This is a genomic window from Paenibacillus sp. E222 (genome assembly GCF_013401555.1).
Classification (GTDB): domain Bacteria; phylum Bacillota; class Bacilli; order Paenibacillales; family Paenibacillaceae; genus Paenibacillus.
On record NZ_CP058552.1, the window covers coordinates 7,354,908 to 7,372,513 of the forward strand.

The following is a 17,606-nucleotide window of genomic DNA, read 5'->3' on the forward strand; positions in this document are numbered from 1 at the left end:
GAGGTTTTTTTATTATCCAAATCGGTATCCCTGTAGATAAAAGTCCGTCGGCATGGCCTAATCACAAGGTACAAACGACGATCTCAACATCCGTTTCGGCAAAAGCATTCTGAATAATGCCCTTCACCTTATCCCACTTCAACCTGTCCAGCCCGCAGCCGATTTGCGGCATCGCCAGTTTGTTGAGCCTCTCTCTAACGCATATGTCACGCATGGATTCCACGGCACGAGTAAACGACTGATAGGTCGGTTTGTTCGAAAACTTGGCCTTGGTGACCAAATTCAGCGTCCGTCCTACCGGATAACATTGTCCGATCTCAAGCGGCTCCTGCTGCGCCTGCTCCTGGAGAACCTCCAATCCAAATCGCTGCCGAAACTGCACAGCAATGCCTGCACCCATCCGGGCATCTGCGGAAATGCAGTGTGCTAGCGTGTAGGTATCATCCATGGCAAACAAATCCTGCTGTATTTCGCGAAACTCCATATTGTCTTCTTCCCCCTTACAACTTTTACTTTTTCAATTTCTCCAACTCAGTCTCCCGCCAAACGATCCTCAAACGCCTTGAGCGTTTTCTGTCCTGCTGACCGGTCCAATACAGCAAATACGATTCGTTCAAAGGAATGCCTAAATTTCTCCTCTACCAATACATCATGGAAATACTTCGCTACGTCCGCCGGATCATTCCTGAATACCCCGCAGCCATATGCACCTAGTACAATGGTTTGATGTCCATGCAGCGCGGCCACGTCCAGAATATAGCGAATACGCCCTTTCATGACGGACTCAATCTGCTGCTCATCGGCATCCTCCCGATCTCTCACCACTCCTGCATTTACAGCAGGCGCTGTGATGAATGACGTCAGATAATATTTGCCCAGCAGCCGATCCTCGTCATCGCGAATCACCGGGACAGCAGGCGAATAGATCATGTAATCCGAGTACATACAAGATCGCTGCTTGCGATTGTAATCATACATTTCGCTCATTTGGGCGATACATGGGTACAGGCCTGTAGCACGAGCCAAGCTTTCCTCCTGTGCCTGGCTGCCTCCCAGGAAGCCGCCGCCGGGGTTTTTCGCTGATGCAAAGTTCAGGCAAACGACATCTTCCCTTCCTTCATCCACAGAAAGACGTGAAGCGGCTGCGAGTGTGGTCTCGCCCGTAACCTCGATGCGAACGTCCGAAGCTTCGGTGGCAGGTTGCATCTGAACCATTTCTTTAGCTCTCTTTTCTCGAAGAGCGATAAGCTCCGTTGGACGATATAATATCGAATCCTGGATCGCTCGCTGTAAATCCATACCGATCTGAACTCTGCGATCATACTCGTTCACGTATTCTCCTTCTTCCAGAATAGCCAGCGTCTGATGGGCGATACGGGATCGTTTGGAACGTTGATTTGTGCTATGGAAGTCTGTTGTTTTACTGCGATTGTTGTTCTGTATATTGTTCTTATAAAGTTGATCGTTCATCTTCATCACTTCCTATATTTTCTCTAAGACGGGTGAGGATCTCACCCAGCCAGTTGGTTCCCCGCCACGTTTTTCTATTACGGATGCGCGGGTCTTCTTCCGCCAATCCAACACCCCAGATGCGGTCATCCGGGCTTGCTTCCACCAGGGTCGTGCCGCGGGTGGCGAGCAGTGTGGTCAGCAGTTGTTCGTTTTGGGTGAATTTGGCTTCGTTGCCCTCATAGACAATGCGTTTGCACTCCGCTTCCCATACCGTCTGGTCGAACCCTGCGACCTGTCTGCCCAGCTTTTTTTGTACGGAAGCGGAGCTTGCTTTCAGGATCTTGTCTGCAATAATCTGATCGCCGAACAGCAGTGCTTTCTGGTGCATCATATATTGCTCTGCACTCGTGTAATGAACGCCATTCACGGTAAAATCCGCCGGGTGCCACTGTGAGAACGGAGACGCTGTGCGCCAGAAAAATGTAAACTTCTCCATCGATAATCCCTCCTAACTTTATGGGGCCAATCTTTCCGGGTTCAGTCTGTATAAACGAGAGGGGCGATGTCCGGCATTCCCTGTATACTCCCCCGTTTCGATGACCCAATCGGCGATTTTGCGCCGGAAGGCGGCAGCCAGAAGTTTTTTGCCACTGATGGTCTCATATACTTTCTGAAGAGCGGTGAGCGTGAACGTCTCCGGCATCAGATTAAAAGCTATATCGGTATACTCCACCTTCGCCCGCAGACGTTCCAGCGCATAGTAAATGATCTTTGCATGATCAAAAGCAATTCCTTGAACCTCATTCACGGTAATATTGCGGCTGCGCACTCTGCCTTCCAATGTTTCCTTCGTCTCAATGACAGCCGACAATTCCTCTGTTCCATTCGTCAAAATCAACTGCACCCTGCGCTCCGTCACACGTCCACGCTCATGAATATGGCGTTTCTCCTCCAGAAGCCGCTGCTCCATTCGGAACCAGTCTGCTTCGCTGGCATCGTCGCCAGCCTGAAGTTGCAGTTCGCTGCTGTCAACCAGCGCCATGTAGGAGCAGCTGATTACACGCGTACGCGGATCACGATGCACATCTCCCCAGGTATACAGCTGCTCCAGATAAATATCATCCAGTCCGGTTTCGGTGAACAGTTCCCGCCTAGCGGCATCTTCCAACGATTCCTGCATGGAGACAAACCCACCCGGAAGCGCCCACTGCCCCATATAGGGATGACCGCCACGACGGATCAGCAGCAACTGGAGCTCAGGTTCCGCAAGCTTGCGATAGTTCTCCTGCGTCTCACTTCGTATTGTAAATACCAACATATCCACCGTTACGGAAGGGCGATCGTAATCGCCCGCGTCATAGGTTTCTAGAAACTGTTGTTCACTTATATTCACGTGATTCTGATGCGCTAATGGATTTTGATCAGAATTACCCTTATGTGTCATTTCGAAAGACCCCATTCTGTTATTAACATTTTGTTATTAACAATTAGTTAATAACAATCTAACATATCTTTTTGACCTAGGTCAATATTTCCAATTAGGAATAAATCAGTTGTTTTATTTAATACAAATGTGTTATTTTATTTTAAAACACTTGTGTTAGAAAAGGTGAGGCAATGAAACGAATCGCATTATTGGATATTCTCAGAGGTTTTGCCATTATCGGAACATTGGGGACAAACATCTGGCTGTTTGCATACTTAGGTGATCTGAACAAAATGTTTAGTGATCCGCTTGAGCCGTGGTGGAGTTCATGGGACAAACTGCTGCAAACGATGATGATGGTGCTGGTCAATGGCAAATTTCTCGGACTGCTCACGCTACTCTTCGGGGCGGGCATGGAGATGAAGCGGCAAAAAGCCCAGCGTGAAGGCTATACTTGGCCTGGTGTCTACATCTGGACATGCGTTCTTTTGCTGATTGATGGTCTGCTGCATTACACGTTGGTCATGGAATACGATGTTCTGATGAGTTATGCCATTACAGGCATGATTGTCTCCTTCATCATTAATCGCTCCCGTCGTTTCATTCTGATCATGATGGGCATCGCAGGTGGCGTGCATCTGATTGGGATTACCGGAATTACGGCATTATTGGCGCTGGAATCCGGTTCAGCCTTCAATGGCATGGACACGATCACGGGTCTATACGCCTCGGGCACCTGGTGGGAGCAAGTGATGTTCCGTCTTAGCAACTTCGGTTTCTTCCGCACAGAATCCATTGCCATCATTCCACTCAATGTGTTCCTCTTCCTGCTGGGAGCGCTGCTTATGCGGGCTCAAATATTCTCAGATCATGATTCGGGGCGCCTCAAACGTCGCAACTTAATGATTGTGGGACTTGCCGCAGGCATTCCTCTTAACCTACTTCTACTGGTTCCTGGTGGTATTATGGACCTGTTCGTCCGTTATATTAGCGCTCCCGTGCTTACTCTTGGTTACTTGGGACTGATTGCTTATATGATGAAAAAAAATATATTCCCCCGCCTCTTTAACCGTTTTGGCGAAATCGGCAAGATGGCTCTGAGCTGCTATATTTTGCAGAATATCATCGCCTCCGCCCTCTTCTATGGATGGGGTCTTGGACTCGGTGGACAGCCTTCCTCCCTGTTCATTTTGCTAATGTGGGCCAGCATCTGTGTAATATTAATGATCTTCTCCCACCTCTGGCTGCGCAGATTTCGTCAAGGTCCGGTGGAGTGGATATGGCGTAAGTTGTCCATCTCACCTGCCGCTAAAGACACTTCACCTTCCACCCCCATGTAACCTTTGTTCCATATGTAGAATACTCACAAAAAGGATAGGTTCGCGGATTAATACTCCGTTGCCCTATCCTTTTCAATTGGTTTTGATGTTAAAAAATATGGAAGACACCAATCATTCTTTTAGTCAAAAATAAAATAACAACTTTACTTGACGATATGTCAAATGAAACTTATCATTTAGTTAGTCGACTAATTAAAAGGATGGAAGCGCTTATGAAATCAGATCGAAATGAACGGTTAATGGGCCAATTATCAGAACTCGTCAAGCTACAGCGTTACAAGGTTCATGAGAAGCTTGTCAACCACCCTGAGTTATATCCGGGTCAACCGCCGCTGCTATTCCAGCTTGAACGGGAAGATGGTCAGACCCAGAAACATCTGGCCGAACAGCTTCACCGCGCCCCTGCTACGGTAACGGTAATGCTGAAACGTATGGAAAGCTCGGGATTTATACGGCGTGAAGCCGACCCGAAGGATCTGCGCAGCCTGCGTGTCTATCTGACCGACCAGGGCCGTGATGCGCTTAAGGAACTGAGAGAAGTATTCCAGGAGCTAGATCGCCAAGCCCAGAAAGATTTTACACCGGAGGAATCGCAGCTGATGTCGGCGCTCGCCCAACGCATGGTTCAGAATCTGCGAGAATATTAAGTGAGATGTTTCTGTCTGTATGACTATTTGCAACAAGATTATTTCATAACGAATGAGGTGATTTTCCCCATTGTGGACGTTAAAACGATTTCTTACCCCGTATAAGTCAGCGGCCATTCTGGCTCCATTGCTCATGGTCCTTGAGGTTGCCATGGACCTACTTCAACCCAAGCTAATGTCCAGCATTGTGGATGATGGTGTTCTTGCAGGGAACCTGTCCCACATTATGACTACAGGTTTGTTTATGCTTCTTTTTGCGTTAATCGGATGGGTTGGCGGTGCAGGCTGTACGCTGTTTTCAAGCAAAGCGGCTGTTGGATACGGAACCGATCTGCGCCAGGAATTGTTTGATCATATTCAGAAGTTCTCGTTCCGTAATCTGGATACCTTCCAGGAAGGCTCGCTTATTACTCGCCTGACGAGTGATATCACCCAGATGCAGACCTTTGTACAGATGCTTCTGCGTATGTTTATCCGTTCGCCGATGCTGATTATCGGCAGTATTATTATGGCGTTTACGATCAGTGTCAAACTGGCGCTCATTCTCATTTTGTCCGTGCCGATTCTGTTTATCATCTTATATATCCTGATATCTGCCTCCTATCCACTTTTCGCCAGCGTTCAGAACAAACTCGACAAGGTGAACGCGGTTCTTCAGGAGAATCTGGCCGGCATTCGTGTCGTCAAAGCTTTTGCACGCGCACATCAGGAGAAGAAGCGTTTCCAGCAAGCCAATGAAGATTATACCCATACGGCAGTCAAAGCCTGGCGCATCGTATCGCTGAATGCACCGGTACTAAGCCTGATGCTGAATGCAACCATTGTAGCGGTGCTGTGGTTTGGGGGCTTCCAGGTAGTAGGAGGCGATATTGCCGCCGGGGACTTGATTGCTTTTATCAACTACGTAACGGTTGTCCTCTCGTCGCTCACTTCAATCGGCATGATGATGATGAGCTTCTCCCGCGCCAAAGTATCTGCAACACGCATCAATGAGGTGCTTCACACCCAGCCTGATATTCAATCGGGAGATGATATGTCTCGTAAAGGAGCAGGTCAGGTGGAATTCAGGGATGTCTATTTCCGCTATGATGGAGAACATACCCTCTCCGGAATTACACTGACGGCTCGGCCGGGAGAAAAAGTGGCCTTACTCGGCTCTACAGGATCAGGCAAAACCTCACTTGTACAGCTGATCCCCCGCTTGTATGATGCCTCACAGGGTGAAGTGCTCGTGAATGGAGTGAACGTGCGTAACTGGGATCTTCAGGATCTTCGCAGCCGTGTGTCCATCGTATTACAGGAATCCATCCTGTTCAGTGGCAGCATCCGGGATAATATCTGCTTCGGCAGACCTGATGCAACGGAAGCTGAACTACGTGCCGCAGCTCAAGCGGCGGCTGCTGATGATTTTATTATGAATCTGAAAGATGGATATGACACGGAGTTGGGCCAGCGCGGGGTCAATCTCTCAGGTGGGCAGAAACAACGGATTTCTATTGCCCGTGCCCTGCTCATGCAACCGGAGGTTTTGATTCTGGACGACAGCACCAGTGCCGTTGATCTGCGTACCGAAGCAAGCATTCAGAAGGCGCTGCATTCACTAATGAAAAATAGTACGACCTTCTTGATTGCACAACGGATCTCTTCTGTAAAGGATGCAGACTGTATTTACGTGCTTGATGAAGGAGAGATCGTGGCAAGTGGTACACATGAACATCTCATGGCCCATTCGTCACATTACCAATCCATCTATTATTCGCAGCTACGGAAGGAGGATGTTCAATTTGGCTAAAAACGCTTCTTCCTCCATTCATCAGACCGTTGTCCCACCGATGATCGGAAGACCTGGGCCACCTGGCCGAGGTCCGGTTCCCAAAGTAAGAGCCAAGAACGCCCGGCACGCCATCATTCGAGTGTGGTCATACATGGGACGTCATCGCAAAGGGGTTATCGCTGCTCTGGTATTGACGGCTCTTGGAACATTACTTAATCTGGCAGGACCTTATCTGCTCGGCCGTGCGGTCAACGAACATATCGTTCCCAAAATGACGGACGGTCTACTGAAAGACTGCATGTTATTATTGACCGTATACGTTCTCGGTTCGTTTATGATGTGGGCTCAATCCTATGTCATGATCGGTGTCTCTCAACTGACTGTGAAGGATTTGCGCCATGCTCTGTTTTCACGGCTGCAGCAGCTGCCGATCAGCTTTTTTGACAAAAATCAGAGCGGTGATCTGATGAGCCGGGCTACCAATGATATCGATAACGTGTCCACAACGCTGAACCAAAGTGTAACCCAACTGATGTCCAGCGCCATCTTGCTGGTTGGCTCCCTGTCGATTATGTTAGCGCTGGATGTCCGTCTGACACTGCTCAGTCTGGTCACGGTTCCCCTGATTACGATCGCCACTCGGCTGATCGCTTCAAGAACCCGCAAACATTTTACCGCCCAGCAAAAGTTGCTAGGTGAGCTTAATGGCTACGCCCAGGAAACCATTGCCGGACAAAAGGTGGTTGCAGCCTATAATCGCCAGGAGCAGGCCCAAAAACATTTTCAGAATCTGAATGAGAAGCTTCGCACTTCCAGTACCCAGGCTCAAAGCGTATCGGGTCTGGTCGGGCCAACGATGAATGTCATGAACAATATCGGCTTTGCCATACTGGCAGCCGTAGGTGGATGGATGGCTTATCATGATCTGACGTCCATCGGGCTGATTGTAAGTTTCCTGGCTTACTCCCGCCAGATTGAGCGGCCCATCAATGATTTGGCGAACCAGTACAATCTGATTCAGGCAGCTATTGCAGGTGCCGAGCGTGTATTCCACATTATCGATACACCAAGTGAATACGTGGAAGAACAGAAGAAACAACTGGAGCAGATTCAGGGTAACGTTGTATTTGAGGATGTATCCTTTGGGTATAACTCCGAGAGGGACATTCTGAAAAAGGTCAGCTTCACCGCCAAGCCAGGCGAGATGGTTGCACTTGTCGGCCCGACGGGAGCGGGTAAAACAACGATCATTAACCTGCTGCCTCGTTTTTACGAGATTACGGGTGGACGAATTACCATTGATGGCTGTGACATCTCCGAACTGGAGAAGGACCAGCTAAGGCGCGAACTTGGCATTGTGTTACAGGATGCCTATTTGTTCTCCGGCACCATCCGTGACAATATTGCCTACGGCAAACCCGATGCAACGGACGAACAGATCCAGCAAGCAGCGAAGTTGGCAAATGCCCACTCCTTCATCCGCAAATTATCGCAGGGTTACGATACCCCGATCATTTCCGGTGGCAGCAATCTGAGTCAGGGACAGCGACAACTGTTAACCATTGCTCGTGCCATTCTCGCTGATCCTGCCATTCTTATTCTGGATGAAGCCACGAGCAGCATTGATACACGCACCGAAATGCAGATTCAGGAAGCGATGCGCACCTTGATGAAGGATCGTACCAGCTTCGTCATTGCCCATAGGTTAAGCACGATTCGTGAAGCCGATCAGATTCTCGTCATTGATGACGGCAAGATCGCCGAACGAGGCAGCCATGATGAGCTGATACAGCAGCAAGGTTTCTACTATCAGTTGCATCAGGGACAGCTTACTTGATTTGGGTTCGTGTTGATTGACTGGTTAAAAACACAGAACCACAAACTAAAACGCCGCATGAGGTTCCGTTTTATTCCGGACCTTTGCGGCGTTTCCATTTTAACGCTTCATTCGTACAATTCCGCGTGTAGTTTTATTTAGAAAATTTAATGTGTGTTCTTTAAATTCAGAAGGAGGTAGGTTTTTTATTTCTTCAATAGATTGATCGAGAGTTAGCTTTTGGCGAAATAAAATGGTATTAATCTTTTTTATCGTGCTTATTTCTTCATTTGAGAATCCATTTCTTCTTAGACCAACGATATTAATACCATGTATGTACGAACGCGGACCATCTGCTAAAGAATATGGAACGATATCTTGTGAAACTTTACTCCCCGCTCCAATCATTGCAAACCTTCCGATGTTACATGATTGGTGTACACCAGAACCACAACCAAAAGTGATATGGTCTTCAATGTTAACATGTCCGCCAATTTGCACATTATTAACGATGACGTTGTGATCTCCCATCAATACATCATGTGCGATATGAGCATAATTCATAATAAAGTTGTTACTTCCTACTCTCGTGAAACAATCTCCTTTTGATGTGCCTTTACATATGGTGGCATACTCTCTCACGGTATTATTATCTCCAATAATGAGATACGATTCTTCGCCCTGGTAACTTTTATCTTGTGGATCTGAACCGATAATGGCACCATGTGAAATGTAGTTATTCTCCCCCAATATCGTGTTAGTCCCTATAATAACGTGACTTCCAATCCTACACCCGCTACCTATTTTAGAATTTTCTTCAATGATACTGAAAGGTCCCACTTCGACATTGTCCCCAATTACTGCTGTAGGATGAATAATGGCTGACTGATGTATCATTTAGCACCTTCCTTTGTTTTGGAAAGTTCATCAAGTTTTTCATTTAGTTTTTTTATCGTTTGGGGGAGTCTGGAAAGTGCAGCGGATTCTCGTAGTTGTCTCTTATGTGAACGAGCTGTATATCCTGACACCATTGAGTTCTCGGGCATGTTTTTAGTAACCATGGTTTTAGCTAAAACTACGCAGCCGTCTCCAATGGTGATATTATTAATTACCGCACTTCCACCAGCCAATATGACGCGATTACCAATTTTTGATGAGCCCCCAATTGCACTTGTACCTGCGATAATGCAGTGCTCACCAATTTGAACATTATGGCCAATTTGAATAAGGTTGTCCATTTTAGTTCCTTTACCAATACTTGTTGAATAAATCGTTCCGCGATCAATAGTGGTGTTTGCTCCAATTTCAACATCATCAAAAATAACGACATTTCCGATATGTGGGATTTTAACTTGTTTTTGACCATCCCATTCAAAACCAAAGCCGTCAGCGCCAATTACTGCGCCTGAGTGAATGATGACATTATCTCCGATGAAAGTATCATGTAGAACAGTGACATTAGGGTGGATCAAGCAATTCGTTCCAATGGTCACATTCTTACCAATAAATGAATGCGCGGAAATAATAGTATGATCCCCAATAGATACATCTTCTTTGATTACCGCAAATTCGTCGATCTGCACATTACAGCCTAACGTTACCGAAGGATCAATTGCTTCTGATGATAATACACCACTGCTTTTGGTTTTCTCGCTAAACATTTCAATTAGGCGAATAAAATCAAGTCGGGGATTTTTCACCTTAATAACAGGTACTTTAAATTCTATTATTGTCGTTTCTGGCACAATGAAAGCCGAAGCCTTACATTGATCTAATTTATTTAGATTTTTATCCGTAACAAAAGCAATATCTCCCTCTTTAGCAGCATGTATTGAACCTACGCCTGTTATCACGACATTGCCATCACCTATTAGAATCCCATTTAACTGTTCAGAAATTTCATTCAAATTACATGGCATGATATGGCCTCCTTATGTATTTAGATTAGATTATTTAATAATTCTCGAGCAAAAAGAGTGTTCAAATAATGAGACGTTCCTGATCCTATGATTCTTGCATGAAAAGGAGGATTCAAAGCTAAATCGCCAATAAGATCCAGCAGCTTGTGACGAGACAATTCATCATGAAAACGTAAATTGGGATAAATTTTCTTTTCACCAATAACTATGCCATGCTCTAAAGAAGCACCTTGTATTAAACCTTTGCTTTTTAAGTACATTATTTCTTCTTCAAAACAAAATGTCCTAGCTGGCGCAATATCAGTTAAGTAATTGTTTTCTATAAAATTAAAATTGGATGTTTGATCCGAGAGGTAGGCAATTTTATGTTCATTTTTAAAAGACACGCAATAGGAGGTCATAGAGGAGGGACGAGCTTCAAGAAAAGAATCACCGTGCTCAACTCTAATTTTTTGTTGTAAATGAAGGTACGTTTTTTTGACTTCTTGCTGCAGATAGCCAACTTCTGAAATCTTGACTGCAATATCGGTAGAGCTGCCATCAAAAATAGGTAATTCTTCACCATTAACATCAATAATCACGTTATCGATGCCCATCCCACGAACAGCAGACAGTGTATGTTCAACCATAGATACGGTGTATCCATGCATGTTTTTAAGCTGTGTGCAGCGTTCCGTATTGGATACATTACCGATTTTAGCTTCAATAATTTCATATGGATCTACATCCACTCTTCTAAAAATAATACCTGTGTTTGGTTGTGCAGAATGCAGAGTTATATTTGACAAATTCCCACTATGTATAGCAATGCCGTCTAATGTAAAACGATTACGAATCGTTTTTTGGTACATTGCATCTCCTCCATTTTAATTGAATATTATTTTACTGAAATAATGCAACAGCCCACCCTGTTTATCGTGTAACTCAGCAAACAGCCTCGCCTCCTTTGACATAATTCTTCATCCGAATCCTATTTACATGTATTATATCGATTATGATTAGCTGATGTTGTCGATATTTGGAGGCTCGGCAAATTCACACGGATATGTAGCTGAGAATAAAATGATCCGCAAGTACGCTGAAAAAAAGCGTCACCGAAGAGCAGCATAACAAGAAACCTTAGCACGTTATCCGAGCTAAGGTTTCTAAACGAGCCATTTTTTATTTTCTTAACTGTCTACTTGACGGGATCAGTTCAGCGTTTTTGTTAGTTGGAATTATGCCCCCATAGGTAAATGAAGGGTAAATGTAGAGCCAATCCCCATTTCACTATGAACAGTAATTTTGCCATGATGATCCTGAGCAATTTTCTGACAGAGTGCCAGTCCAAGTCCTGTACCTTCTTCCTTGGTCGTATAGAACGGATTAAAGATCGTTGCCAGAGAGTTCTCTGGAATGCCGCTGCCCGTGTCGGTAATCGAAATAAGTGCTCTATCTCCATCATGTAACAGATCAATATGCACTTCACCAGGGTCTTCCATCGCTTCAAAAGCATTACGGATCAGGTTGATTAGAACTTGTACAATTTTGTCCCGATCCATGTTAACAACGACTGGCTCCCCAGTCATTTCAAGTGTAATTCGGTGGCCTCGTGATGCTGCATCTGACTCGGTTAACGACATGACACGTTCGAGACATTGCCCCACTCGTTCAGGTTTCATGTGATTTGTGTGTGGTTTGGAAAATTGTAAAAACTCAGCCGTTAGCTCTGTTACCCGCGTGATCTCCCCCATGATGACTTCATACCATGGTGCAATATTGAATGCCTGTCCGCGTGAGAGCTGCAGGAATCCGCGAATGGCAGTCAGCGGGTTACGAATTTCGTGAGCCATGCCAGCCGCCAGTTCACCAACGGCTCGGAGTCTTTCGGAACGGAAGACCTCCTCTTCGTTTTTCAACCATTTATTGCGTTGCTGTTGGAATAACCTGTCCTCCGCCACCGTAATAAAGTGCTGCAACGTCTCAGACATTCCCGGATATAAGGAAATACTGTAGTTCACCTGCAATCCCCGCAACTCCCCTGACAGCAGTGACGACATGCGTTCTTCAATGTCTTGTATAACAGGCAAAATGACGGCATAGCGATCTCCTGCATAGCGGGATATACCGTATGCATCCGAAAACTGTGTCGTAATAATTTCGCCTGTATTTCCGATTACGCTGCACCAGTTGTCTTCGACCTCTTTGTCAAACCCGTTAAAATTCTGAATATTCAGGATAATCAGTAGAAAGGATCTGTGCTCCTCCACCGTTTTATTAAGAGCATCTATGTAACCTTCGTAATTCAGCAACCCGGTGAGCGGGTCATGGAGGGTGAGAAAGTGATTTTTCTCCCGAAGCCTGCGCTTCTCTGCCTCGCTGTTAATCAGTGTATGATAAAAAAATATAATGACAATCGCCGTTAACATGTCAAACAGGGATACCAGCAAGGCATATGTATCCATCGGTACATAGGAAAGCCGAATCACTGTATATTCCAGCAATAGCAGCATCGATATGGGTAAAGTCTGCGCAACACGTTGTTTATTTTGGATCATCGACATGATCAGCAGATAATATAACAATTCGCACCAGTTCAGTTCACTGAAATAATGGAAAATGCCGAGAAAAATCCAATGGATGTTACGCAATGCAGGATAACGTTTCTCCCCATATATACTTGCTACAAGTAACACACCAGCACATATCATTAATGCGAGATGGGGAGTAAGCCCTAGAAAATAAGAGGACAGGATAACAAGCAGACATCCCAGCGGGAAAATAAGCATTTTCATCGTGTAACTTAGCAAAAAGCCTCGCCCCCTTTGACATTTTACTCACATCAAATACCTCAATTACATGTATTATATCGATTATGTTTAGCTAATGTTGTCGATTAGTGGAGGCTCGTCAAATTCACATGAATGTATAAATTTATAATTAAAATAGGACAAACGGTTTATAGGAAAATGCATATTGCGAAACGATCTTACATATCACAATGGTCAGTACTGTGTTACATTACATTAATGGATTTATTTAGGATATTACCTTGGTTATGGAGTGATAAGCATGATACAACAAAGAAAACCTTTGGGCATAGGACACTTTCTCTGCTGATACTTATTCTAGGATTTGCTTTTAATTATGGTTGGGGAGCAGAGAATTTCAGGTTTGGTTATTATCTGTTTGAGCTACTGAAATTGCCGATTTTTAGTAACGGTGACCAGGGACTCCACCTTCCCTTTGTGGCGACGGCAATCTTCTGGATACCTGCTGTAATTATGGCTAGCAAGTATCGGTCGCACTATGGTACACGGGTAGCTTTTAACGTAGCCGGGTTTATGCTGCTCCTCTGCATCGTTGGTCCCGTGGTTGATATTGTGGACAGGTTTGTAAATTCATAAAATAAAGAAGCCAGCACTCTTGTTATTCGAGAGTGCTGACTTCTTTGCTTTATTACTACACTTCTATTTTTTCGCCATATACTTGCGGATATCAAATGCCACCGCAGCCACAATAATCAACCCTTTAATAATCAGCTGCCAGTAAGGACTTACACCGATAAAGGTCAGACCATAGTTGATGACTCCAAAGATCAGCACCCCTGCCATAACACCAGGCACCGTTCCAATCCCACCCGCAGTCGAGACGCCCCCCACGACACAGGCCGCTATAGCATCCAACTCATACATGTTGCCGTAATTGTTCGTTGCCCCGCCCGTACGCGCGGCTTCCAGCACACCGCCCAGTCCATACAGTGCACCTGCAATGGCATACAACGCAACCAGGTTGCGTGCCACATGAATGCCGGACACATGCGCAGCCTGAATGTTGCCACCGATGGCATACATGTTCTTGCCAAGGCGGGTCTTGTTGAAGACGACCCAGCAGATCAGCGCAACCGCTATAGCAATCAATACGATATAAGGAATGGAATAGCCGCCGCCAAGATCGATGTAACCAGACCCAATAACGGTAAAATCGGGTCTCAGTCCACCAATGGGTTGTGACTGATTGGGCTCTGTATCAAAATAAATCGAGTTCAGACCATATACCGCAACCATTGTGCCCAGTGTGGCGATAAAGGGTGGCACATGTAATTTGGCTACAATGATGCCGTTGACGAGGCCAACCGCCAGGCCAGCAATGATCCCGATGACGATCGGCAATCCCACCCATAAGTGTGGCAGATCGGGAAAGAACCGATTAGCATATTCGTCGATTTGCAGCATCGATGCGGATACAACAGCCGTTAGACCCACGACCCGGCCTGCCGACAAATCGACCCCGCCCGTTACCAGGATAAACGCCGCACCCAGTGCAATGATGGCTCGTGTGGAGGACTGTTGTAATATATCCCGAAGTGTAGAGAAAGCAAGAAAGTGCGGATCGGCAATGGCAATGCCAATGACGAGCAGGATCAGCACAATAAAGATCGCGCGCTGCGCCACATACTGCTTCACCTGATTGATAACTTGTGTATTCATGTATTCCCTCCTGACTAAGCCATCCGCTGCTGTGCGGCCAGCCTCATGATATCCTGCTCTGTTGCCTCGGCACCGTCGACGATTCCGGTGAGCCGTCCTTCGCTCATGACCATAATTCGATCCGACATGCCCAGCAGTTCGGGCATCTCCGAGCTGATCATAATAATGCTTTTGCCCTGGCTAGCCAGTTCCGTAATAATGGTGTAGATTTCAAATTTGGCGCCCACATCAATCCCGCGTGTCGGTTCATCGAGCAGTAGAATTTCAGGGTCAGTCAACAACCATCTGGCCAGAAGTACCTTCTGTTGATTACCACCGGAAAGGTTTCGAATCAGCGTGTTAACTGAAGGCGTTTTAGTTCTAAACTTCTGCGTCTGCTCGCGCGCCTCATCTCGGCCTTTCTTCTCATCCAGCAGACCGATCCGATTCCGGTAACGTCCGAGACTCGCGATAATCGTATTTTCATATACAGACAACACTGGAAAAATTCCTGTGACTCTTCGCTCTTCGGTCAGCAGGGCAATGTTATGACGCTTTGCTGCGGCAGGTGACTTGATCTTCACCTTGCGCCCATGAATCGAGATCGTCCCTGAAGCAAGTCCGCGCAAACCGAACAATGACTCGATCAATTCCGTCCGCTGTGCCCCAACAAGGCCGCCAATGCCAAGCACTTCGCCTTTCCTCAATTCAAACGTCACATCCCGGAACGAATTCGGCTGGCTGGAGGTTAAGCCTTCTGCCTTCAAAATCACTTCTCCAGGTATGTTCGTGCGTTCCGGGAACCGTTCATCCAAATCACGTCCAACCATGCGGGTAATGATCAGATCAGTCGTTAAATCGGCAGCATCCCAGGTACCGACCACAAAACCATCCCGCATAATCGTGACCTCATCCGAGATCGTCAGAATTTCCTCCATCTTGTGCGAAATGTAGATAATGGACACCCCGCGACTGCGAAGTTGATTAATAATGGCGAAGAGCTGGTCCACTTCCTTGCCCGTTAGCGAGGACGTTGGCTCATCCATCACGATGACTTTGGATTGAAAAGAGACCGCTTTGGCGATTTCCATCGACTGTATTTTGGAAACGGATAACGTTCCCGCCTGAGCCTTCGGATCAATGTCCAGATTCAAGTCCTTGAACAGAGCCAGTGTATCGGCATACATTCGTTTCTCATCCACCAGCAGCCCCCTCATCGGAAAGCGCCCCAGCCAGATGTTTTCCATCACCGGACGGTGTGGCACCGGGTTCAGCTCCTGATGAATCATCGATATGCCATGCTGAAGCGCCGCTTTCGAACTCGGAATGTCCACCTCATTGCCGTCCATCCGAATCGTCCCTTCATCCGGGCGGTACATACCGAATAGGCATTTCATTAGCGTGGATTTGCCAGCTCCGTTCTCTCCCATCAGCGCATGAACCGTACCCGGCTTTACCTTCAATGTGACCTGACTTAGTGCCTGCACACCCGGAAATGCTTTGGATATTCCGTCCATCTCCAGCAGGTAAGGTGATTCCATCTTTCATCCTCCCCTTCCTTAAACCCGGCAAAAAAGGACGCCATCTCATGACGGACGTCCCTGTTTGCTGCTGTTATTGGGCGTCGGCAATGTTGTCTTTCGTAATTTTTTTGTAGGCAATCCAGACGTATTTTCCATCCGTAATGTCATAACCGGTGTTTTCCTTCGTTGGCGTCTCACCCTTCGCGAGTACGGAAGCCAGTGCAACCGTTGCTGCGCCCTGGTTCTTGGCATCATTCAACACCGTGCCCAACATCGTGCCGTCCTGAAGGGCCTGAATAGCTGGAGCAGTTGCATCCACGCCGACAACAGGCATCGTTTTGCCGTCTTTGAAGTATCCGGCTGCTTTCAACGCTTCAATGGCTCCGAGTGCCATGTCATCATTGTTAGCCAGTACCGCTTCAATCTTGTCTCCATGGGAGGCAAGGAACGCCTGCATTTTCTCCTGGCCTTTGACCCGATCCCACATCGCCGTGTCTTCCGCAAGCGCTTCCACTTCAATTCCGGCATCCTGGATGGCCTGAACGGAATATTTGGTCCGCAGCTCAGCATCCTGGTGGCCCGGCTCGCCTTTCAGCATGACGTATTGCAGTTTGCCGTCCCCATTTTTATCTGCTTCCGGGTGGGCCTTCCAGTAGTCCACAATGAGCTGACCGGAGATCGTGCCGGACTCTTCCGCCTTGGCTCCAACGTAATACACTTTATCCCACTTGTTCATGTCTTCGGCAACCGGCTCACGGTTCAGGAAGACGACCGGAATGCTTGCGGCCTTGGCTTTATCGATGATGACACCTGCTGCGGTCCGGTCAACCGGATTCACGGCCATTGCGTTGTATTTCTTGGATACAAACAGATCGACTTTCTCATTCTGGGTCGGCTGTGCGTTCTGGCTATCCACGATATCGAGTGTGGCTTTGCCTTCTGCTGCTGCGGTCATTGCATTCCGCACACCCGTCATGAACGTGTCATCGAATTTATAGATCGCCACGCCAATCTTCGGCGTTTCCGTTCCTGCCGCCGCCTGACCTCCTGTATCTGTTCCTGTGCTGCCGCCTGCGCTGTCTCCACCACTGCTGCACCCCGCCGCCGCAACCATACACGCTGTAAGCAACAATGTCATCCACGTTTTCTTCATATCCTAATGACCTCCCCCAAGTTCATTCGGCTTTACCGATGTCTTTATTATGAAAGGGTTTACAATAAATTCGAATACAAGATCTTCCTCTGTTTTATCGAAATCTTC

General features: G+C 46.8%; 15 protein-coding genes. 4 read left to right on the forward strand and 11 right to left on the reverse strand.

The features are described 5' to 3' along the window. Window positions 1-61 precede the first annotated feature (61 nt). Genes HW560_RS32825 through HW560_RS32840 form a run of 4 tightly spaced genes read right to left on the reverse strand, consistent with a single transcriptional unit; the run spans window position 62 to window position 2,896 of the window. Window positions 62-484, reverse strand: a complete 423-nt coding sequence (locus HW560_RS32825; RefSeq protein WP_179265642.1) for a macro domain-containing protein — start codon at window positions 482-484, stop codon at window positions 62-64. Between the two features lie 47 nt (window positions 485-531). Further along, window positions 532-1,470 (reverse strand): TIGR02452 family protein, encoded by a 939-nt coding sequence (locus tag HW560_RS32830; protein ID WP_179265643.1) that lies wholly within the window; start codon window positions 1,468-1,470, stop codon window positions 532-534. Beyond that, window positions 1,451-1,948, reverse strand: coding sequence for a riboflavin biosynthesis intermediates N-glycosidase (locus tag HW560_RS32835; protein ID WP_179265644.1), 498 nt, complete (start codon window positions 1,946-1,948; stop codon window positions 1,451-1,453). Before HW560_RS32835 ends, HW560_RS32830 begins: the two co-directional genes overlap by 20 nt. 18 nt (window positions 1,949-1,966) lie before the next feature. Further along, window positions 1,967-2,896, reverse strand: coding sequence for an NUDIX hydrolase (locus tag HW560_RS32840; RefSeq protein ID WP_179265645.1), 930 nt, complete (start codon window positions 2,894-2,896; stop codon window positions 1,967-1,969). Window positions 2,897-3,069: 173 nt separating this feature from the next. On the opposite strand from HW560_RS32840, the gene HW560_RS32845 reads away from it, so the two are divergent. The 4 genes from HW560_RS32845 (at window position 3,070) to HW560_RS32860 (ending at window position 8,476) form a co-directional block, all read left to right on the forward strand. Next, window positions 3,070-4,218, forward strand: a complete 1,149-nt coding sequence (locus HW560_RS32845; protein ID WP_179265646.1) for a DUF418 domain-containing protein — start codon at window positions 3,070-3,072, stop codon at window positions 4,216-4,218. 212 nt (window positions 4,219-4,430) lie between these two features. Then, the gene (locus tag HW560_RS32850; protein ID WP_177185623.1) at window positions 4,431-4,865 is read left to right on the forward strand and encodes a MarR family winged helix-turn-helix transcriptional regulator; all 435 of its coding nucleotides are present in this window, start codon (window positions 4,431-4,433) and stop codon (window positions 4,863-4,865) included. 70 nt (window positions 4,866-4,935) lie between these two features. Further along, complete coding sequence (locus tag HW560_RS32855; RefSeq protein ID WP_179265647.1) at window positions 4,936-6,657, forward strand: ABC transporter ATP-binding protein; 1,722 nt, start codon at window positions 4,936-4,938, stop codon at window positions 6,655-6,657. After that, window positions 6,641-8,476, forward strand: a complete 1,836-nt coding sequence (locus tag HW560_RS32860) for an ABC transporter ATP-binding protein (RefSeq protein ID WP_179265648.1) — start codon at window positions 6,641-6,643, stop codon at window positions 8,474-8,476. The genes HW560_RS32855 and HW560_RS32860 overlap by 17 nt, the downstream gene beginning before the upstream one ends. Before the next feature lie 99 nt (window positions 8,477-8,575). Here HW560_RS32860 and lpxA read toward each other — a convergent pair whose 3' ends face one another. The 7 genes from lpxA to HW560_RS32895 all read right to left on the reverse strand — a co-directional run bounded on the left by lpxA (window position 8,576) and on the right by HW560_RS32895 (window position 17,498). Continuing rightward, the gene (gene lpxA, locus HW560_RS32865; RefSeq protein WP_179265649.1) at window positions 8,576-9,352 is read right to left on the reverse strand and encodes an acyl-ACP--UDP-N-acetylglucosamine O-acyltransferase; all 777 of its coding nucleotides are present in this window, start codon (window positions 9,350-9,352) and stop codon (window positions 8,576-8,578) included. Then, window positions 9,349-10,374: a UDP-3-O-(3-hydroxymyristoyl)glucosamine N-acyltransferase gene (lpxD, locus tag HW560_RS32870; RefSeq protein WP_179265650.1), complete on the reverse strand. Its 1,026-nt coding sequence runs from the start codon at window positions 10,372-10,374 to the stop codon at window positions 9,349-9,351. Before lpxD ends, lpxA begins: the two co-directional genes overlap by 4 nt. Window positions 10,375-10,394: 20 nt before the next feature. Next, window positions 10,395-11,225, reverse strand: a complete 831-nt coding sequence (gene lpxC, locus HW560_RS32875; RefSeq protein ID WP_090893861.1) for a UDP-3-O-acyl-N-acetylglucosamine deacetylase — start codon at window positions 11,223-11,225, stop codon at window positions 10,395-10,397. Window positions 11,226-11,591: 366 nt separating this feature from the next. Beyond that, window positions 11,592-13,163, reverse strand: a complete 1,572-nt coding sequence (locus tag HW560_RS32880) for an ATP-binding protein (protein ID WP_257031553.1) — start codon at window positions 13,161-13,163, stop codon at window positions 11,592-11,594. 660 nt (window positions 13,164-13,823) lie between these two features. Beyond that, the gene (gene mglC, locus HW560_RS32885; RefSeq protein ID WP_179265651.1) at window positions 13,824-14,843 is read right to left on the reverse strand and encodes a galactose/methyl galactoside ABC transporter permease MglC; all 1,020 of its coding nucleotides are present in this window, start codon (window positions 14,841-14,843) and stop codon (window positions 13,824-13,826) included. A gap of 14 nt (window positions 14,844-14,857) precedes the next feature. Continuing rightward, window positions 14,858-16,363, reverse strand: a complete 1,506-nt coding sequence (locus HW560_RS32890; RefSeq protein ID WP_090893857.1) for a sugar ABC transporter ATP-binding protein — start codon at window positions 16,361-16,363, stop codon at window positions 14,858-14,860. A gap of 73 nt (window positions 16,364-16,436) precedes the next feature. Further along, window positions 16,437-17,498, reverse strand: coding sequence for a galactose ABC transporter substrate-binding protein (locus HW560_RS32895; RefSeq protein WP_062320799.1), 1,062 nt, complete (start codon window positions 17,496-17,498; stop codon window positions 16,437-16,439). Window positions 17,499-17,606: the final 108 nt, after the last annotated feature.